We start from the raw sequence: 18,348 nt of genomic DNA, 5'->3' as shown, positions 1-18,348 counted from the left end.
CGCAACGCCGACCTGCGGTAAGCTCGCCGGCCGTGCTGTTCGAAATCGAGGTGAGTTTGTCCAATATCCGTGAAGTAGCCCGGCTGGCCGGCGTCTCGGTGGCCACGGTGTCCAGAACACTGAAGTCGCCTGAGCGCGTGCTCCCCGAGACGCGGGACAAGGTCACCGCCGCCGTGGAACAGGCTGGCTATCGGCCGAACCAGATGGCAGTGCAGTTTCGCTCGCGCCGGACCGGCAACCTGGTGATTCTGGTACCGGCCATTGCCAATATCTTTTTCGCCCGTGTGATCAGTGGCGCGCAACAAGCCGCCCAGGCCGCCGGCTATCGACTGCTGCTGTGCGACACCCAGGGCCGCGAGGAAATCGAACGGGAATTCGCCGCGCTGGTGTACGCCCATCAGGCCGACGGCGTGATCCAGCTGCGCGCCTACGACCCTTTTGAAGCGCCCTTGCCCAACGCTGAATTACCGCCCATCGTCAATGCCTGCGAGGTGATTCAGGGCGGGCGCCATCCCACCATCAGCCTCGATAACCGCGCGGCGGCCAGGGCAATGACCGAGCATTTGATCGAACTGGGCCACCGCCGGATCGGCCTGATCAAAGGCCCGAAAAGCAGCCCGCTGACCCGCGACCGCGTGGTCGGCTATCAGGAAGCATTGCGCCACGCCGGCATCGCCTCCGACCCGGCCCTGATCTGCCACGGTGATTTCAGTTTGAAGGCTGGGCATGACGGTGCCGCCGCGATGCTGGCGTTGCCCGAGCGCCCCACCGCGCTATTCTGCGAAAACGATGAAATGGCCATCGGCGCGTTGAAACGAATCAAGCAACAGGGTTTGCGGGTCCCCGAGGATATTTCATTGGTGGGCTTCGACGACATCCCGTTCGCGGCGTACTGCGACCCGCCCCTGACCACCATCACCCAACCCGCCGAAGCCTTCGGCCAGAAAGCCGTCGAGATGGTGATTGCCCTGATCGAGAAAAAACCGATTGCACAGCGGCACGTGGTATTACCGTTTGAAGTGACGTTGCGCGATAGCACGGCGGTGGTCAATGAACGCTGAGGCAATGTACTTAACCCCTACGACCGGTTCGGCGAGTGCTGACACTGGCAGAGCCAAGCCAACATCCAGCACGGAACGCCCATGAATTTCTTCAAGAAGCTTCTCGATTTACTGAAACGCCCTGCAACCCCGGATGTCCAGCCACCTCACGCATTCTCCGAGCCGATTACTCCCAGCCACTCGGCGGAATTCGACGCGGCCAATGAGGCCGCTCGACAAGCCAGCGAGGCGTGCCTGGATCGTCACTGGCGCGCGGTCGGCACCGTCGAGCAGGATGTCCTTGCCTACTTCATCAGTCCCAGCCTGTCAGGTGGACCTTACTGGCCATCGACCCGCCAGGCCTACCGGGTGGTTCGCCGTGGCGATTCGATCATCCTCGCCACTGAAGGCCTGTCCGACCCGTTCGATGATGCCGAAGGGATGGGCAATGGTTTCGAGATGGAGTTGTTCATCGAAACCGCCGATATCCCCGAGCACGCCCGTGGCCCCTTGGGTGAGGTCAATCCTTTCCAGCGCAGTTGGGCCTTCGAGCTGCTGGAACACGTGGCCAAGACCGTGGCCGATGCGGGAGGAATCACCCATCAGCTCGAACAATACGGCGCGCTATCCCTCGAATGCCCCGGGGTCAGCCAGTCGCACCACATGAAAGATCAACTTCCCCAACATTTCATCACCGCTGACGACTCGACCGGCGTCTTGCTGGGCGCCCCGGAAGCAGATTTCCCGACCCGCCTGGACGACATGCCCTTATCGCCGGTCAGCCTGGTTCCAGTGGTACTGATCACCGGAGCAGAACTTGAATACGTCCGTGCCGGTGGACGCGCGGCGCGTGAGGACCTGGTGATCCGTCTGAAAGCTGCGGGCGTTGGGCATAGGAGCAGCCTGCAGCGTGCCAGCGTTGTATGACCGAGCGGTTCAAATGAAAATCTATCGTCCGAGGTTCTGGTCGCTGGATTCGGGCGTTGATTACAGCGCCCCGGTCATCCACCTCAACGATATCGTGCCGGCCGTTGGTAAAAAGACATTCGCGTTCTTTGATCGCGACGACCGCCTGGAAGCCGGTGCAACCATTCTGCTGATCTGGTGCCCGCCCGTGTCCGACTTGAATGGCTGGAGTGAACAACCTTCCGAAATTGCCCAAAGCCACCTCTTGAAAGCACACGTCGTCGGCGCCGCTCAAGCGTCCCCGCATTCCACTTCAGATGGCGAGCGCAAGTACGAACTCGAGATCCTCTCCTGCAAACGATTGCTCCCGGCCCTGCAAGCATCTCGGGAGGGCTCGACGTCCTGGAATCTGCAAGGCATTGGCAGCGAGCAAGGGAATTTTCTGGCATGGGATGAGCTGCACTGGTGTGGTCGCGCGCTCGTTGAAGGATTTACCTATTTAACGGCGAATACCTCAAACGAGGCGCACCTGGAATTGATCCTCGAGGAATCCGGCGACGAGCTGTTCGGGTTATTTTCAGTGCACATCGACCCCGGTGGCGCCTTCCATGAGATGGGCAGGAAGCGGCTCACGGGCGAGGAACTGCGAGTCATCAAACAGGCGCTCAACCTGGCGCACCCACTGCATGATTCACAGGCCGCTTACCTGGTGCAGTGACGCGTGCGCATCGCTCACTCTTCAAAACGCCCCGTGCCCTCACGATCATGCGCGTACCGTCGCGCGAGCGGAAACGCCGGCAACCAGGACTCGCGACGCACGATCCAGCTTTCATAGGTGGGCGTCAGTTGGTCGGGCGCGTCCAGGCAGCCGAGGTTGACTTCGATTTCGTCGGCGCTGCGGTTGAACACCGACGAGCCGCAGCGGGGACAGAAAAACCGCCCGGCGTAGTCGCGGGTTTCGCCTTCGATCGTCACTGCGTCCTGAGGGAAAATCGCCGAGGCGTGGAAAAGCGCCCCGTGGTGCTTGCGGCAGTCGAGGCAGTGACACAGGCCGACGCGATAGGGTCGGCCCGATGCCTCGATCCGGACATTGCCGCACAGGCAACCGCCAGTGAATCGGTCCATGCTGCGTCTCCTCTGAAATCATGCGATGGGCCTGTTAAAAATAGCCCAAACATCCCCCGTAACAAACCAGTCACGTCCGCCTGCTATCTTCCCCGCCCTGCCCCCATTGCCCTGCCCAAGGTGCCCCTCAAGGTGTTCTCAACCTCGCCACGCCAGCAAATCATCCTCAGGTCCAACGACATGCGCTGCGACGACTTTGGCGCGTTGTTCTCGAAACTGTTCGGCAACCGCTATGCCGACACGCCGCCCCCGCCGGGGCACATCATCATCGGCGGCGTCTACGGCCGGCATGAAGGTGTGAGTTTTCGCCGCATGCACTACCGTGGCGACTTCGCGGTGGCCTTTCCCGATCCCGTTGACGAAATCACCTTCGTCATCCCTACCGCCGGCAAAATCATCTTCAACCACGGGGCCGAGTCGGTGGGCGTTGTCCACGTCGGCCTGGCAATCGACAAAGCCGATATTCGCTCGATGCGTTTTATCGACAATCATGCGCAGCACGGGATTTCGATCAGGCGTGGGTTGCTCACCGAGCGTCTGTCGACGCTGCTGGGCAAGCCGATTTTGAAGAAGGTGATTTTCGAGCCAGAGGTGGATCTGGATTCCCCGGCGTTCCAGGGCATCAAGGCCTTGATTGATCTGGCCACGGGAACCGAGTTCGACCTGCTGATCAACGCCGGCACACTGATGCCTTCGCGCCTTCGGGAAATGCTGGTGGACGCGGTGCTGGAGGCCTGGCCGCACAACTTCAGCCAAGCCCTTCGCCACCCTGCGCCGCTGATTGCGCCACGGCATGTGAAACTGGCGGTCGAGTACATTCAGGAGCATCCCGACAACCTCGTCAGCGGCACGGAGCTCGCGCAATTGAGCAACGTCAGCCAGCGTGCTTTGCAGGATGGGTTTCAGCGATTTGTGGGGATGTCGATCGTGGCTTATCAGCGGCAGGTACGCCTGGAGCGCGCTTACGATGATCTTGCTCGGGGTGTTTCGACGTCCGTAACCGATGCGGCCCTGCGGTACGGGTTCAGCAATGTCGGCAGGTTTTGCCAGTATTTCCAGAACGCCTACGGTGTCAGCCCGGCGGATGTGAAAAAAGGCCTCAAAAGCCGACGCTAAAGACAGGGCCTGGCCCGCCGGACAGCGGCGGCCAGGTCCATTGGTGCCGGTCAGAACAGATAACTGGCCTTGAGACCGCCGCTGAAGCCGTGGCTGTCACCTCCGCCGCTGGCGCCAACTTCAGCCCCCACACTTAGCGCGCCAAGGTTGGCCATGAGATTGACACCGCCGCTGAACTGATCGCGGTTGTCGAAGGCGGCGCGCTGTTCAATATCCAGGCCCAGCAAGTGTCCTTCGCTGTCGACGGTGTGATCACCCAGCACATACTCGTAGCCCACTTCGACACCCGGCACCAGATTCCACGCGCCCATGCCCATCGGCGCGAACGATGCGTTCAGGTTGGCCACGGCACTGCGGCGGGTTGCCTGAAAGCCATCGACATCGAGGGCCAGTTCGCTGCCCTTCTCCTGGAAGCCCGACACGTCCAGATGACTGACGCGCACACCGAGGCTCGGTTCGAGAATCATGCCGCTCACCGGCAAACGGTAGCCCAGCGCCAGGCTTGCTCCGCTGAGATTGCCATGGCTATCGCCCTTGGCCGAGCCGAGTCCGCCGCCGAGGTCGCGTTTGCTGTCGTAGTCGAGCCAACCGGCATTTACGTCGGCGTCGACAAATAATCCGCGTTCCAGACCGCCCGGCGCATAACGCGCGCCCACGCTGAAAAAGGTCAAGTCGGTATCCGCCTCGCCACCCGCCCCGCCGACGTTGCCGCGACTGTAGCCGAAGCCGGCATGGGCGCTGAGTTGTTCGGAGAAGCGCTGGGTCAGGCCGACCATCAACCCTTGGCTGTGCTCGTTGCTGCTGGCGGCGTGGGACGAGTCGTCGGTGCCCAGATAGCCCGCCAGCGCGGTGCTCCACAAGCGGTATTGGCCGACCTTGAGGTCCGTGCCGCTGCTGAACGGCGCCGCCGCCTGATCGATCATCGCGCCTTGGCGCAACAGGTAACTGGCGGCGTCCGCATGCACCTGGCCGCCGACGGTGGATTCGACCCCGCCGAGGCTGCCGGCATCGATGGCTGATTGCAGGTAGTAGTTATAGGCGCTGTAAGTGCCGGACAGGTGGCTGTTCTGCAACTGTTGCAACAACTGCGCGCCGGCGGCGGCGTTGCCGATCAGGCCGGCCTGGCCCGGCAGGCTGTTGTATTCGACCATTTTGCCGCGCAGCACATAGAGGGTTTCCTGGGACAGACCCAGGCCTTGCTTGAGGTAATTGTCCATGCTGCCGTATTGCGCGGTCACCTGATCCAAACCCGCCTGCAAGTAGCTGGCCTCGACCCCGAGCAGTGGCGCATAGACCGCCGCCATACTCGCCGGCAGCGCCTTCAGGGTCGCGGCCACACGCGCGGCGGTGTAGTCGTTGGTCGCCAGGTAGTTGCTCATGATGGTGGCGCTGTCGACGCCGGCGATGCTCTGCAACACAGCGGCGGTCCAACCCGTCCGGTCCTTGCCGGCGGTGCAGTGGAACAGTTGGGCGCCATCGACACTGGCCAGTTCATTGAACAGCCGGGTGAACTGCCCGCGCATCCCCGCATCGCTGACGAATGCACGGTTGGTCTGCTGCATCATGGCGATGGCATCGGCGGCGCTTTTGAACGAAACCGTGGTGATGTTCGAGCCGGATGTGGTGCTGCCGATGATGTCGATGTTCTCGTAGGTCGCCCCCGTGAGCAGCGTGTCGGGCGTGGCGGCAATCTCACTCGGCGTGCGCAGGTCGTAGATCGCCTTGATGCCGAGACCATTCAACGTGGCCAGATCCGCCGCCGACGGGGTCAACGCATTGGAGCGGTAGAACACGCCGCTGCGCATCGTGCCGTCGTTGGCCGTGGAATACGCGGTGGTGGTGCCGGCGATATCGCGGAAATTATCAATGCTGCGCAGATGTGGAGTATCGAGGGAAGTGGTCTCGGCAGCCTGGGCGGCGGCGATGGACAGGCTCAAAACGGACAGCGAACACAGAAGACGTTGAAACACGGGGCAGCCTCATTGAAAACGCGTTGGGCTGGCTACTATCTGCAATGAAGTGAGACTGAATGTGACAAATTGCCGATGGCGGAAAATGCCTGCGTGAAGGGGCCGTAGGGTGCGTTTTCTGTCCCTATTCAAAGGTTCGTGCGACTTCTGCCGCTCGTCAGTGACACAGCACCTTCTTCATTCCTGTTTTTCCAATGCGTTATACCCCCGCATGGAAGATACAAACGATGAACAGAACAATCGCCGCACTCACATTCGCAAGCCTGCTGATGCCCTGCAGTCTTTTCGCGTTTGCAGCCGAGAAGACGGCTGCAGAATCTACCCCCTCAACCACCGCTGAATCCAACGATGAGAAAGCCAATAAGAAGGGCGAGGAGGCTTCAGGTTCAAACTCTGGCGCCGATTCGCAAGCCATGGAAAAAGAAGCAGACTCTTCGACCGAAACGACGGACAAGGCACAACCACCGAAACAGTGACGGCGTTGGTCTCGATCACAAAGGAAGTGGCACCCTGAACAACCGCTGGGCATCGAGCACTTGCGGGTAGTCTCCCTGCGCCGTTTCGAACGCCTCCTCAGCTTGTCGGTTGCCCCCTCGAAGCGCCATCGCGGAAAACTTGAAGCCCAATGCGCCCGACTCCAGTTGTGCGATAGCCGAACAGCACACCGGACTCCGCTTGCTCGCTGACTACAACCGAAAGTACTGCTGCATCGCCTGGGCCAACAGATTCACCGCCTCATCATCCTGTGACGACAGCGATCGCATAAACACGACTTCATGCTCCGGTATGTCGGGCAAACCGTCGAGAATCTGCATGTTTTCCGTCACCATCGCGCGGTCTATCAGGCTGACTGCCAACCCGGCCTCCACACACGCCTTGACCGCCTGGTTGGACGGGCTTTCCAGCACCACCCGCGACCGGCGACCGCTTTGCTTGAGCGACTCCATCATCGCTTGCCGATAAGGGCATTGCGCCGCGTGCACGGCCAGTGGCAGCGGGTCCGTCAGCGCGAGCATTGTCGTTGTCGGCCCCACCCAGACAGGCTTGGTAGAAACGAGCACTTGGGCGTTCTCATTCAGTTGCCCCTTGGGTTGGGCAATCACAGCGGCCTGAAGCTTGCCATGCTGAACCTGTTCCCGCAGCGCGTAGCTTGGCGCCGTCCTCAGCTCCAGCACCACATTGGGCCAGGCAGCCGCGAATGTCGGCAGAATGTCGCGGATGACGTGGACAGCGTATTCATCGGGCACGCCCAGGGTAATGCGTCCCGCCAAATGGGTGCCGTGCAAGTCCGCGAGCACCCGGTCATGGGTGTTCAACAGTTCCTTGTCATGACTACTTGGGAAACATGCCACACAGCGCATTTCCCTCATACCCATGGACGATAGGTCCCAGGATCATCAACGGGCCACAGGCATAAAACGGTGAGCTTAAGGATTGTCCTTTGTGAAGCTTGCAGACGGGTAATTTCAAGGGGATCGGTACAATGACCGCCCAGAGCGTGACACCACACCATTCCCGAGTGGTGTCGCTATCGGTTTCTTCCTCAATCAAGCGCGTACGGCTACTTTGCTCTTCTGGCATTGAAACCACGACACCGACACAGCCGGAGAGAAACAGGGACAGGGTTGTCAGGGCAATGATTTTCTTTGTGTGGCGCAGGAGCGACAGCGTTGGTTTCATCCGTAAATCCAATCGTTGGGTGATGAGCGTCGACAGACCTTGTCGAGTCAGGTTGAGACCGCTTGCGAGGTTGTCAGGGCACAAAATATAAGCATTTATTACAGTGTTGCTGCCAGAATCACCTGATGCTGCCAGACGCCCCCAAATACTGCGATGCCAATAAACTTCCGAGGATATTGATAGATGAGCTTACCGCCTGAAGGACTGCCCATTTACAGAGTGCTCACGGGCCCCGATGACGCCACATTCTGCCACCGCGTCAGCGAGGCCCTGAAAATGGGTTACGTGCTTCACGGCTCCCCTGCGGTGACGTTTAATGGGGAACATGTGATCGTCGCGCAAGCGATCGTCTGGCCCGCAAGTGTCCCCTCTCCTAACTGAAAACCAACGAGGTCCGCAGTGCGAACTTTTGATCTGATCCGCGATGCCGTTCTGCCTGAATTCCGCGACCGGGTGTCCGAATACCTGGTCGACTACGAAATCGTGCTGCGCGAGCAGGCGCCCGACTCGGAATCCGTGCGTGCCGTCGCCAACCAGCTGCGCGGGTATTTGCGCGGGCTCAACACCACTCGCGTATTAGGCATGGCCGACTGGGAAGAGCTGGATCGGCGGATCGTGGAGTCGTGGCTGTAGCAAATGGCGAAACCTGCGTTCGCCTTGTAGCAGCTGCCGAGGCACGAGGCTGCGTTCGGCTGCGAAGCAGTCGCAAAACCTGAACACGCGGTCTTCCTGAAACACCGCGCCGCCTGATTTCACGACTGCTTCGCAGCCGAACGCAGCCTCGTGCCTCGGCAGCTGCTACAGGGTGTTCGCCTGAGTGACCAGCATCGGGCCAAACGCATACAATCGCGGTCTCTCTCCAAAAACCAGCCAGGCCCGTCAGGAAATGCCGCTCGACCCGCCCACGATGTTGACACTCTCGGTCGCCCTTGCCGCGGCCGCCGCGCTGTACCTGGCGATCGAATGGCGCAGTATTCGTGAGCCTTCGTTGCTGTTCTGGAGCGCCGGGTTTGCCACGATCGCCGTGGGCTCCGCCCTCGCCCTGCTGCGCAGCAGCGGCTTTTTGCTGATCGGTATCTGGTTCGCCAACGGCCTGCTGGTGACCGCCCACTTCCTGTTCCTGTTGGGCGTTGCGCGTTTCACCCAGACGCGGCTGTCCCGTGGCTGGTCGCTGATCTTCATCGCCTGGCTGGCCATGCTGTTATTGCCGGACGGGCCTACCTGGTCGAAAGTCATGCTGCTGGCCAACTCACTGTTGGTCGCGCTGTCGACGCTGCGGGCCAGTTTCCTGCTACGCCCTCACGGCAAGTCGTTGAGCGTGGGCGCGGTGCAGCTGCGTCCTGCCCGGCCACACCGCCGGCGACCGACTGCTTGTCGCACTGAGCGAGATGATTCGCTCGCTCCTGCCCGAAGCGGCAGCTGGCGGCCCGACTCGGCGGTGATGAGTTCATCATCTTGCTCAATAACGCCTCCACCGAGCGGGTCATCAGCCTGGGCAACGCCCTGCGCGAGCAATTTCAGCAGACCGCCGCACAGACCTTTACCACGCCCGAACCGGTGACCTTGAGCATCGGCGCCACCCTCTTCGGTCAACCGCCAGCCAATCTAGCGGCATTGATCGAGCAAGGTGACGCCGCGCTCTACGCGTCCAAGCGCGGCGGACGCGACAGCATTCGTCTGATTGATCGGACAGTGGCCGGTAGCGAATCCATTCCCGACCGCGTTCAGCGTTAAACTCCGCCAACGTCTGGCTCATATTGTTCAAGAGGACCCGCTCATGCCCCCTTTCGAAACGCCCCTGCAAGACAGCGCCGCGCCCGAAGGCGTTTGCTACGGCTGCGGCGGCAGCAATCCCCATGGGCTGCACATCAAGAGTGTCTGGCATGAAGACGGCGTGCACGTGATCGCCGAGCACATTCCAGAGGCCAAATACTGCGGCTGGCCGGACCTGGTCTACGGCGGCTTGATCGCGATGCTGGTCGATTGCCACTCCAACTGGACAGCGATGGCCTACCACTACCGCGCGGAACAGCGCGAGGCCGGAAGCCTGCCGCGCATCGATTGCGTCACCGGCAATCTCGGGATCAAGTTCATCAAACCGACGCCCATGGGCGTGCCGCTGACCCTGCGGGCGAAAGTCGAGGGCGATGTCGGGCGCAAAACCCGGGTGGTTTGCGAGGTTTACGCCGGCGACGTGCTTACCGCGATCGGCGACTCGATTTTCGTGCGGGTGGATACCGGGCAATTGGCGAACGCAGCGCACGGCCGATGAAAACCGGGGTCATTTCCGACACCCACGGCCTGCTCCGCCCCGAAGCCATCGCGGCCCTGCAAGGGTGTGAGCGCATCATTCACGCAGGCGACATCGGCAGCCTGGAGATCCTCGCACAATTGGCCGCTATCGCTCCGGTGCATGCCGTGCGCGGCAACAACGATCTGGACGCGCCCTGGGCGCACGAGCTACCCGATTGCCTGCGTTTCGACCTCAACGGCTGGAAGGTGCTGCTGGTGCACGACATCGCCGATGTTGCAGCCAATCTGGATGACAGCATCCGGCTGGTGATCACCGGCCATTCGCACAAACCGAGCATCGAATGGCGCGGCGAGGTGCTTTACCTGAATCCGGGCAGCGCCGGGCGTCGGCGGTTCAAACTGCCGGTCACGCTGGCGCTGCTTGACGTGCTCGCCCATTCCATCGAACCGCGCCTGGTGCCACTGCTCGACTGATGGATCGCCCTTCGCCGTGCCTCGACTCCCCGCTTGGTGTTAAATAGCGCCAGTTGAAAGCGCAGACACTGTCGCGCAACACCGTGCAATGAGAACAACCATGAACAGCCATTTTGAGAGAACAGCATGATCGAGGTCACCGAGGTTTCCATTGCCGAGCTGCGTACTGCGCTCGAATCGGGCCAGACCACGGCGGTTGAGCTGGTCCAGGCCTACCTCGCCCGAATCGAGGCCTACGACGGCCCCGACACCCCCACCGCCCTCAACGCCGTGGTGGTGCGCAACCCAGAGGCGCTGAACGAAGCGCAGGCGTCCGATGCACGCCGGGCCAAGGGCGAAACGCTCGGTCCGCTCGATGGCATCCCCTACACCGCCAAAGACAGTTATCTGGTGAAGGGGTTGACCGCCGCGTCCGGCAGTCCCGCGTTCGCCAACCTTGTCGCCTATCGCGATGCCTTCACCATCGAACGCCTGCGCGGCGCTGGCGCCATCTGCCTCGGCAAAACCAATATGCCGCCGATGGCCAACGGCGGGATGCAGCGTGGGGTCTACGGCCGGGCCGAGAGCCCGTACAACGCTGATTACCTCACCGCGCCTTTTGCCTCGGGCTCGTCAAACGGTGCTGGCACGGCCACCGCTGCCAGTTTCGCGGCATTCGGCCTGGCGGAAGAAACCTGGTCCAGCGGTCGCGGCCCTGCATCGAACAATGGCCTGTGCGCCTACACGCCGTCGCGCGGAATCATCTCGGTGCGCGGCAACTGGCCGTTGACCCCGACCATGGACGTGGTCGTGCCTTTCGCCCGGACCATGGCTGACTTGCTTGAAGTGCTCGACGTGGTGGTTGCGGAAGACCCCGACACACGCGGCGATCTGTGGCGGATGCAACCGTGGGTGCCGATTCCGAGCGTCGCTTCGGTGCGCCCTGCGTCCTATGCCGACCTTGCCGCGAAGCCCGAAGCGCTCGCTGGCAAACGCCTTGGCATTCCTCGCATGTACATCAACGCCGATCCTGAAGCCGGCACCTCTGAAGCGCCGGGTATCGGCGGCCCGACCGGGCAGCGCATCAACACCCGTGATTCGGTGATCGAGCTCTGGAAACAGGCGCGCCAGGCACTCGAAGCGGCGGGCGCTGAAGTGATCGAAGTCGATTTTCCGCTGGTGTCCAATTGCGAGGGTGATCGCCCCGGCGCGCCGACGGTGTTCAATCGCGGGATCGTGTCCAAGGAGTTCCAACACCATGAGTTGTGGGACCTGACGGCTTGGGCGTTTGATGATTTCCTGCAGGCCAATGGCGATCCGAAATTGAATCGCCTGGTCGATGTGGATGGGCCACTGATCTTCCCGCATGACCCGGGGACGTTGCCTAATCGCGAGGGCGACCTTGCGGCGGGCATGGATGAATATGTGCGGATGGCTGAGCGCGGGATTACACCGTGGGACCAGATCAGCACCGTGCCCGATGGCCTGCGCGGGCTTGAACAAACCCGCCGACTCGACCTTGAACACTGGATGGATCGGCTTGGGCTTGATGCGGTGCTGTTCCCGACAGTTGGTGATGTCGGGCCAGCGGATGCGGATGTGAATCCTGCGTCGGCGGATATCGCGTGGAGCAATGGTGTTTGGGTCGCCAACGGCAACCTCGCCATCCGGCATTTGGGTGTGCCGACGGTGACTGTGCCGATGGGCGTGATGGCGGACATCGGCATGCCGGTTGGGCTGACATTTGCGGGTCGGGCGTATGACGATTCGACGTTGCTGCGCTTGGCTTCGGCGTTTGAATCGACCGGAAGCAAGCGGATGATTCCGCCGCGTACGCCGGCATTGCGCAAGTAAAAGGATGATAGGCGGACGCGAGGTTGCGTCCGCCTTTTGCTGGATTTTCCAGCCCAATGATCAGGCGTCCGTTGTGCTGACTGGCTATCCGAGCGGCCATCTTCCTGAACCAACCTAGATAGGGGAGTGCTATGGAAGCGCTGCTGGGTTTCCTGTTTGAGGTCATTTGCTACCCGGTCGGTTACTGGGTGCTGAAAACCATAACGCTTGGCCGTTTCACCGGCAAAAGCAGTTACTGGTTTGGCCTTATCTGCACGGTTGGCGCGCTGGTATTGCTGTCGCCCATCATCGCGTTCATCACCTGGAAACTGATAGAAAGCGCCGCCGCCCCGTAAATTTAATGAACCCTGCCCACCACCACCCGCCTAAAGAAATGACTTTCAGGAGGTGGCTAATGCAAATCGAATACGTCTGGATCGCACTCGCAGCAATACTGGTGGTGATTGAATTGTGGGCGATCAACAAAGTGATCAAGAGCGGCAGCAAGATCGACAACAAAGGCGTGTGGATCGTCGTCATCGTGTTCGTGCCCCTGATCGGCCTGATCGCCTGGGCACTGGCCGGACCAAAACACAGCACCCACAGCGCGCAATAACCGCCGCCCTCCAAAAAGCCCCGAAGATTCGGGGCTTTATCATTTCTGAATGCCGCAACCCACGTAGGAGCTGCCGAAGGCTGCGATCTTTTGATCTTCACGTCTGAAAACCACGTAGGAAAACACCCTTTGTGGCGAGGGACCTTACCCCCGCCGAGCAGCGAAGCAACCCCAATCCCCTGCCCCCGATTTCCTCAGACATTTCCGAATGCCCGGTTCACAAGGGTTTCATCACCAAACGCAGCAAACCCCCTTCACCACGATGGCCGTAAAGGCGTCCTACACCCCGGTTGCGAGCACCAAAGTGGCCACCTATATTCGATCCGTCACCAACAAAAATTGGCGATAGGGTTTCGCAGCCCTGTAGAAGTGGATACACACCGTCAAATGACAACTGTGGCAAAATTCGCCACCGTTACGTTTTATGGCGGCTGTGTGTGGGAGACCTTCGGGTCTGCCGGTTTTAGTCTCTTCTCCGGTCTGCGAACCCGCACATAGCTGCCACCCATTTGTTTCGCAGCAGAAAGGTGGCACTTCTAATCAATTGAAGAGCAGATCCTATGACTACGAACAATCCACCTCGCCGTTTCACCCCCATGTCCCAATTCGCCACCGACTACCCCGTCCTCCTAATCGACAACGACGCCCCCCTCCGCGAACTCCACAACTGCGTCAGCGAACGCCTCAACGCCGTCCTCAAATACCTCAACCTCATGGGCTGCACCACCCTCCCCGACTACGCCGAAAACGACATCAACACCGTCACCAACATCGCCTGGATCCTGATCCGGGATGTACATGATGTGTTTCGGGTGATTGAGCAGCGGGGGTTTGATACGCCGAATAGATAAAAAGAAGCACGCTTCAGCCTCTAGAACTGCGCATAGTTACGACTTTCTAGGGGCTTTTTCACATTCGCCTCTACAAAAACACCGCCGCATTAGAGACTCAGAACGATAAGCTCGCGAAATGCCCATTTCTGAAAACGCCAAGCGTAGCCGTCAAAGACAAAAGTCAAATTTTGATAAAAGAAATCGTTAAGAGATTACACCCCTCTTGAATCCGTCAAAATGAGTGACGCACCGCGATATCGGTTGTATTGAGGTGACAGCCAAAACGATACCCAGCTATTATTAGGTTCACGGCGTCGTCAACCTTCATCGAAAATCAACACCAAGGTGAAACTTTTCACATGCACTATTTTATAAATTTCAAAAACTATAAATATGCCGAGATAGATCTGTTTTCGGCACTATCATTGCTCATTGGTAAAAACGGGAGCGGAAAATCTAATCTTATAGAAGGCGTTGAGTTGCTGGCATATGTTGCAGCGGGTAAACCTTTACATGAATTGGTAGATTCCCCCAGTTCTTTATCGCGACCTGACGGGGTACGCGGGGGAATTCATAGCTGCGTAAAATTTGGTGAAAAAAACTTTACGCTAGGATTTAAAGCAAACATCGAGTTCATGGGAAAAAACCAAGCATTTGATTACCAGATAGTCATATCAGTAGATCCGTTCCCTAGAGTAATCAGCGAACATCTTTTTGTCGGAAAACGAAAATTATTTCTCGCCATGTCCGAGGAGCGGAGCAAAGACGGACTATTGACCGTTCGCTTTGATAACTTCGCTAGAGGAGGTACAAAACCTCATAAATCAATGTACGGCGACCGATCAGTAATATCTCGTTATGAAGAGTTGATATCCGAAAACTCCAGTGGCGACAAAGGCAACAAGCTTGATGCCGTGCGTACAATTGGCGCGATAAAGAAGCACTTACAATCATCTTTTGTAATTGATCCCAGTCCAAAGTCAATGCGAAATTACGTACGAATCGGTCAGGATAGCCTCCTTAAAGATGGTTCAAATATTTCAGCGGTGCTGGATGGGTTAGAAACATTTGTTAAGGATGGAAAAGCGTCTCTCGAAAACATTCTAAAGGTCGTCCGACAAATACCAGAAGAACCATTTTTGAAATTCGACTTCGCCCGTACAGTTCAGAATGATGTTCTTTTCGGCATAAAGCTTGGAGAACGATTAGTTGATGCTCGATTGATATCAGATGGAACGCTCAGAATCATAGCTGTGGTCACCGCACTTGAAACCATCAGTGAAAAATCGAGAGTTGTCATTGAAGAATTTGATAACGGCCTTCATCCAAGCCGCGCGCATGTCCTGATAAATGCAATAAAAGAAATTGTCACACGACGCAAACTAAACGTAATGTTAACCACTCACAACCCAGCAAGTTTGAATTCATTAGACGGCGTATGGCTGAAAAATGTACATGTCTGCTACTGGGATGCTGATGAGGACACTTCTAAACTAGTGAGCCTCTTAAAAATCCCGAAAGTCGATTATCTACTTGAATCCGCTAGCGGCTTAGGTGACATAGTTACAAAGTCAATATTTGACAAGCACTTGAAACCTGGCTTTGAAGACAATAAAAAAGCTGAAGCCCTTAGCTGGTTGGAGCAATTAAAGTAATGGCAAAAATAATCGTCCTAGACACCTCCTTCCTCCTTGAATTGTTTAAAGTACCCTTGGACCATGTTCAGGAAAAGCACGAAATGGCTGTTGCTCTATTTGAAGACGCAATAAAAAAATCGTATGATATTTACTGTCCATTAGGAGTCCTTTATGAACTAGCGAATCATATTGTCGATATACAAAACCATGCTGCTCAGAGAGTTATCGCAGAAAACTTTAAAACAATGGTCCTATCTGCCTGGACAAAGAATACACCATTTACCATTGTACCTAGCGGAAACTCTGAACATGCATTCATTGAACTCTCTTCACTCCCAACTTTATGCCAACGTTATCAAGAGAACATTCGACAAGGACTTGGACTGACGGACTGTTCTATTATCGATGTAGCAATGACAATCAAAAAAGGATACGAGCAAAGGGACAAAAAGTGGCCCGCTCATATTTGGTCTTGCCATCGAGCTTTAAAAGCAATGGAACCAGATACATTCGCGCATCAATATTATTGACGCCTAGCTTTAATACCCCGAATAAAGGTGACATATTTACCTCACCAAAACCTCTCACCTTTTCGGATCAACCTCGGCAAGGGGACAGATTCATTATTTTTCCTATAGAAAAGCCCGACAATAAAGTCAGGCTTTCCTTTTTTGTTTAATGCCGTCTTAAACTAACTCTTCCAGAATCCCCCACTGCTATTGCCATCTCCCGCTTGTGATCCAGCTCTAACCTTATGGAATTAAAGGAACAGATCTATTTTTCTTCCTCATTTTCTGAATTAAGTAAGGCCCGCGCTGATGCGCGTTTATAACGTGATCATAATATTTAGTTCCTGCTGTTGATCTGGAGGTTCGATTCAGAGAATTGTGACAGATGACAATCAGCTAGAGGCAATCGCTTAGAATGCCTACGAAACGCCAGTGGAGTCATTCTGAGGATTCAGTCGCAGCTACCCCACGCGGCAGACGGTTTTACCGATACACCGTCAAAATTAGCGGATTACCTTGTTGTAGTGGCATTTTGATTTCCAAAGGTGTAGCGTCATACCGAATAAAAATTTATGGATGAGGATATGAAATGGAAAACTACTTTCAAGATACAATTTCAAAAATTTACGGTGATGATGACGACTTTGTTGTCATTGGATTAACCGGCCGTACTGGTAGTGGTTGTTCTACAGTGGCAAATATACTTTCAAGCAACCAAGAAGACATAAGACATTCTCTTTTTTCAGGGCACAACCCTAAAGATACGAATCAAAGAAAACAAAAGGTAGTTCTCAGTTGTTTCAAACATAACTGGGAACCTTTTGTAGCGATACAAGCCAGCACGGTTTTATTACTCATGCTTTCTGAAGTAAGCACTGAAGAATCCGGAATTTTTATAGAAACCTCTGGAGGTTTAAAACATGACACATCTCAAAAAGCTATCGACATTCTTCAAAAAGTTCGCAACGAATTTTCCTTCATTACCGACTTCAGTTCTTTGCGGAGTTTCTACACAGAGTTCTTACCAAAAAGAAACGCAGAATTAAAGGATGTGATGGGAGGAGCCCCTTATGTAAAGTTATTCCAGCTTATTGGTAGTAACCTACGAAACTCGGGTAATGTGACATCTGGCGATGTGATTAGTGGCAAATTTTTCTCACTTGCTGAGCGAATCAATAAAATAATTAAAGAGATTCGTCAGGCGCGAACTAACGGCGAAAAAACCTTTATTGTTATTGATGCAATAAGAAACCCGTTTGAAGCTATATATTTCCAAGATAGATACTCTTCTTTTTATCTCATGGCTGTTTCTTGCAATGATGACGAGCGAAAACGTCGATTGCGTGGACTTGGGTACACTGATGCTCAAATAAACGTTGTTGACGATGAAGAGTACGGCAAGCTGGATGCAACCAATCAAAAGGCTTATGTAAAACAGGACATTAAAGCCTGCCTGCAACGAGCGGATCTACATGTAAGTAACCCAGACTCGGGGAATATGGTCTCCAACTTCAACTCACTAGCGGACCAATTATTAACTTTCGTTGCGCTTATGGTCAGACCTGGATTAGTAACGCCTACTCCCTTAGAACGCTGCATGCAAATTGCATATACTGCCAAGCTAAATTCAGGGTGTATTTCAAGGCAGGTTGGAGCTGTTGTTACTGATGTTAACTTTTCGGTCCAGTCTGTTGGCTGGAACGATACACCATTCGGGCAGGTTCCTTGCAGTCTACGCAATCGGTTTGATCTGACGAATGGCTATGCTCAAGACTCTTACTCAGAGTATGAAAAAATCGACGTTCAATTTATCGACGCAATTAGTAAAGGAAATGAAAAATTTGTAAAGGTTGCTAATACTGGTAGAAATATTTCATATTGTTTTAAGGATGAATATAACAACCTAACAGGGAAGTCGAATCAAGTTCACACAAGATCACTTCATGCCGAAGAAAATGCTTTTCTGCAAATCGCAAAATATGGCGGTAGAGGGGTTGAAAACGGTAAGCTATTTACGACTGCCAGCCCATGTGAGTTATGCTCAAAAAAAGCATATCAGCTTGGCATAAAAGAAATCTACTATATTGACCCTTATCCCGGAATTGCTGTGAGTCACATTTTGATGGGAGGCAGTCGAAATCCAGAGCTTGTAATATTCTCTGGTGCTATCGGTAGAGCTTTTCATAACTTGTACTCCCCCAAGCTATCTTATAAGGATGAACTAAACGCTCTTGCTTTGTAATTTTAACTTCATAGGCGGCTTTCTCTGGCTATATAAGCCGCCACTCGATTAATATATTGTTATTAACTTAATGAGCCCCCAATAAAAAATAGGTTTATTTATCTTTATTTTCAAAAAAATAGTCTTAAAGTGCCC

General features: G+C 55.9%; 19 protein-coding genes and 2 pseudogenes. 17 read left to right on the top strand and 4 right to left on the bottom strand.

Annotated elements, in window-relative coordinates; all coding sequences use genetic code 11:
* The first annotated feature begins 56 nt into the window (after positions 1 to 56).
* From ACA071_RS13090 to ACA071_RS13080, 3 genes are all read left to right on the top strand, one after another.
* Complete coding sequence (locus ACA071_RS13090; RefSeq protein ID WP_497645302.1) at positions 57 to 1,061, top strand: LacI family DNA-binding transcriptional regulator; 1,005 nt, start codon at positions 57 to 59, stop codon at positions 1,059 to 1,061.
* An 81-nt stretch (positions 1,062 to 1,142) separates the two neighbouring features.
* A complete protein-coding gene (locus tag ACA071_RS13085; RefSeq protein ID WP_497644724.1) occupies positions 1,143 to 1,967 on the top strand; it encodes a suppressor of fused domain protein in 825 nt (274 codons plus the stop codon).
* 13 nt (positions 1,968 to 1,980) lie between these two features.
* Positions 1,981 to 2,664, top strand: coding sequence for a hypothetical protein (locus ACA071_RS13080; protein WP_497644723.1), 684 nt, complete (start codon positions 1,981 to 1,983; stop codon positions 2,662 to 2,664).
* A 14-nt stretch (positions 2,665 to 2,678) separates the two neighbouring features.
* Here the strand turns inward: ACA071_RS13080 and ACA071_RS13075 are convergent, their stop codons facing one another.
* Positions 2,679 to 3,071, bottom strand: a complete 393-nt coding sequence (locus ACA071_RS13075; RefSeq protein ID WP_497644722.1) for a GFA family protein — start codon at positions 3,069 to 3,071, stop codon at positions 2,679 to 2,681.
* A 180-nt stretch (positions 3,072 to 3,251) separates the two neighbouring features.
* Between ACA071_RS13075 and ACA071_RS13070 the strand changes: the two genes are divergently transcribed.
* The gene (locus tag ACA071_RS13070) at positions 3,252 to 4,187 is read left to right on the top strand and encodes a helix-turn-helix transcriptional regulator (RefSeq protein WP_497645301.1); all 936 of its coding nucleotides are present in this window, start codon (positions 3,252 to 3,254) and stop codon (positions 4,185 to 4,187) included.
* Positions 4,188 to 4,237: 50 nt separating this feature from the next.
* Here the strand turns inward: ACA071_RS13070 and ACA071_RS13065 are convergent, their stop codons facing one another.
* Positions 4,238 to 6,157, bottom strand: a complete 1,920-nt coding sequence (locus ACA071_RS13065; RefSeq protein WP_497644721.1) for a tyrosine-protein phosphatase — start codon at positions 6,155 to 6,157, stop codon at positions 4,238 to 4,240.
* 227 nt (positions 6,158 to 6,384) lie between these two features.
* Between ACA071_RS13065 and ACA071_RS13060 the strand changes: the two genes are divergently transcribed.
* Positions 6,385 to 6,633, top strand: a complete 249-nt coding sequence (locus ACA071_RS13060; RefSeq protein ID WP_497644720.1) for a hypothetical protein — start codon at positions 6,385 to 6,387, stop codon at positions 6,631 to 6,633.
* A 210-nt stretch (positions 6,634 to 6,843) separates the two neighbouring features.
* On the opposite strand, the pseudogene ACA071_RS13055 reads toward ACA071_RS13060, so the two are convergent.
* Positions 6,844 to 7,479 (bottom strand): annotated as a pseudogene (locus tag ACA071_RS13055) (LysR substrate-binding domain-containing protein); the annotation flags it as partial.
* Positions 7,480 to 7,489: 10 nt separating this feature from the next.
* Positions 7,490 to 7,837: a hypothetical protein gene (locus ACA071_RS13050; RefSeq protein WP_497644719.1), complete on the bottom strand. Its 348-nt coding sequence runs from the start codon at positions 7,835 to 7,837 to the stop codon at positions 7,490 to 7,492.
* Positions 7,838 to 8,020: 183 nt separating this feature from the next.
* Here ACA071_RS13050 and ACA071_RS13045 point away from each other — a divergent pair, with 183 nt between their 5' ends.
* The 12 genes and pseudogenes from ACA071_RS13045 to ACA071_RS12990 all read left to right on the top strand — a co-directional run bounded on the left by ACA071_RS13045 (position 8,021) and on the right by ACA071_RS12990 (position 18,213).
* Entirely contained in the window at positions 8,021 to 8,218 is a 198-nt protein-coding gene (locus ACA071_RS13045) for a DUF1737 domain-containing protein (RefSeq protein ID WP_497644718.1), read from the top strand.
* A gap of 18 nt (positions 8,219 to 8,236) precedes the next feature.
* Positions 8,237 to 8,470, top strand: coding sequence for a hypothetical protein (locus tag ACA071_RS13040; protein WP_497644717.1), 234 nt, complete (start codon positions 8,237 to 8,239; stop codon positions 8,468 to 8,470).
* Between the two features lie 253 nt (positions 8,471 to 8,723).
* A pseudogene (locus ACA071_RS13035) lies at positions 8,724 to 9,571 on the top strand (GGDEF domain-containing protein).
* Between the two features lie 43 nt (positions 9,572 to 9,614).
* Positions 9,615 to 10,109 (top strand): PaaI family thioesterase, encoded by a 495-nt coding sequence (locus ACA071_RS13030; RefSeq protein WP_497644716.1) that lies wholly within the window; start codon positions 9,615 to 9,617, stop codon positions 10,107 to 10,109.
* Complete coding sequence (locus tag ACA071_RS13025) at positions 10,106 to 10,564, top strand: metallophosphoesterase family protein (RefSeq protein WP_497644715.1); 459 nt, start codon at positions 10,106 to 10,108, stop codon at positions 10,562 to 10,564. The genes ACA071_RS13030 and ACA071_RS13025 overlap by 4 nt, the downstream gene beginning before the upstream one ends.
* Positions 10,565 to 10,690: 126 nt before the next feature.
* A complete protein-coding gene (locus tag ACA071_RS13020) occupies positions 10,691 to 12,397 on the top strand; it encodes an amidase (protein ID WP_497644714.1) in 1,707 nt (568 codons plus the stop codon).
* 131 nt (positions 12,398 to 12,528) lie between these two features.
* Positions 12,529 to 12,732 (top strand): hypothetical protein, encoded by a 204-nt coding sequence (locus ACA071_RS13015; protein WP_497644713.1) that lies wholly within the window; start codon positions 12,529 to 12,531, stop codon positions 12,730 to 12,732.
* A 59-nt stretch (positions 12,733 to 12,791) separates the two neighbouring features.
* The gene (locus ACA071_RS13010; protein ID WP_163914171.1) at positions 12,792 to 12,992 is read left to right on the top strand and encodes a PLDc N-terminal domain-containing protein; all 201 of its coding nucleotides are present in this window, start codon (positions 12,792 to 12,794) and stop codon (positions 12,990 to 12,992) included.
* A 560-nt stretch (positions 12,993 to 13,552) separates the two neighbouring features.
* Entirely contained in the window at positions 13,553 to 13,843 is a 291-nt protein-coding gene (locus ACA071_RS13005) for a fructose-bisphosphate aldolase (RefSeq protein ID WP_497644712.1), read from the top strand.
* Positions 13,844 to 14,184: 341 nt separating this feature from the next.
* Positions 14,185 to 15,480: an ATP-binding protein gene (locus tag ACA071_RS13000; RefSeq protein ID WP_133835972.1), complete on the top strand. Its 1,296-nt coding sequence runs from the start codon at positions 14,185 to 14,187 to the stop codon at positions 15,478 to 15,480.
* Positions 15,480 to 15,992, top strand: a complete 513-nt coding sequence (locus ACA071_RS12995) for a hypothetical protein (protein ID WP_133835971.1) — start codon at positions 15,480 to 15,482, stop codon at positions 15,990 to 15,992. Before ACA071_RS13000 ends, ACA071_RS12995 begins: the two co-directional genes overlap by 1 nt.
* A 568-nt stretch (positions 15,993 to 16,560) precedes the next feature.
* Positions 16,561 to 18,213 carry a hypothetical protein gene (locus ACA071_RS12990; RefSeq protein WP_497644711.1) on the top strand — a complete coding sequence of 551 codons (1,653 nt, stop codon included), beginning with the start codon at positions 16,561 to 16,563 and terminating at the stop codon, positions 18,211 to 18,213.
* Positions 18,214 to 18,348 lie beyond the last annotated feature (135 nt).

It is taken from the genome of Pseudomonas sp. LBUM1646 (genome assembly GCF_059716165.1).
This window is presented reverse-complemented; position numbering and strand designations above follow the sequence as displayed.

Coding starts and splice junctions, on each gene's coding strand:
- ACA071_RS12990 (WP_497644711.1), top strand. CDS start 16,561: ATGGAAAACTACTTTCAAGATACAATTTCAAAAATTTACGGTGATGAT.
- ACA071_RS13045 (WP_497644718.1), top strand. CDS start 8,021: ATGAGCTTACCGCCTGAAGGACTGCCCATTTACAGAGTGCTCACGGGC.
- ACA071_RS13060 (WP_497644720.1), top strand. CDS start 6,385: ATGAACAGAACAATCGCCGCACTCACATTCGCAAGCCTGCTGATGCCC.
- ACA071_RS13025 (WP_497644715.1), top strand. CDS start 10,106: ATGAAAACCGGGGTCATTTCCGACACCCACGGCCTGCTCCGCCCCGAA.
- ACA071_RS13080 (WP_497644723.1), top strand. CDS start 1,981: ATGAAAATCTATCGTCCGAGGTTCTGGTCGCTGGATTCGGGCGTTGAT.
- ACA071_RS13020 (WP_497644714.1), top strand. CDS start 10,691: ATGATCGAGGTCACCGAGGTTTCCATTGCCGAGCTGCGTACTGCGCTC.
- ACA071_RS12995 (WP_133835971.1), top strand. CDS start 15,480: ATGGCAAAAATAATCGTCCTAGACACCTCCTTCCTCCTTGAATTGTTT.
- ACA071_RS13030 (WP_497644716.1), top strand. CDS start 9,615: ATGCCCCCTTTCGAAACGCCCCTGCAAGACAGCGCCGCGCCCGAAGGC.
- ACA071_RS13005 (WP_497644712.1), top strand. CDS start 13,553: ATGACTACGAACAATCCACCTCGCCGTTTCACCCCCATGTCCCAATTC.
- ACA071_RS13050 (WP_497644719.1), bottom strand. CDS start 7,837: ATGAAACCAACGCTGTCGCTCCTGCGCCACACAAAGAAAATCATTGCC.
- ACA071_RS13015 (WP_497644713.1), top strand. CDS start 12,529: ATGGAAGCGCTGCTGGGTTTCCTGTTTGAGGTCATTTGCTACCCGGTC.
- ACA071_RS13085 (WP_497644724.1), top strand. CDS start 1,143: ATGAATTTCTTCAAGAAGCTTCTCGATTTACTGAAACGCCCTGCAACC.
- ACA071_RS13000 (WP_133835972.1), top strand. CDS start 14,185: ATGCACTATTTTATAAATTTCAAAAACTATAAATATGCCGAGATAGAT.
- ACA071_RS13075 (WP_497644722.1), bottom strand. CDS start 3,071: ATGGACCGATTCACTGGCGGTTGCCTGTGCGGCAATGTCCGGATCGAG.
- ACA071_RS13010 (WP_163914171.1), top strand. CDS start 12,792: ATGCAAATCGAATACGTCTGGATCGCACTCGCAGCAATACTGGTGGTG.
- ACA071_RS13070 (WP_497645301.1), top strand. CDS start 3,252: ATGCGCTGCGACGACTTTGGCGCGTTGTTCTCGAAACTGTTCGGCAAC.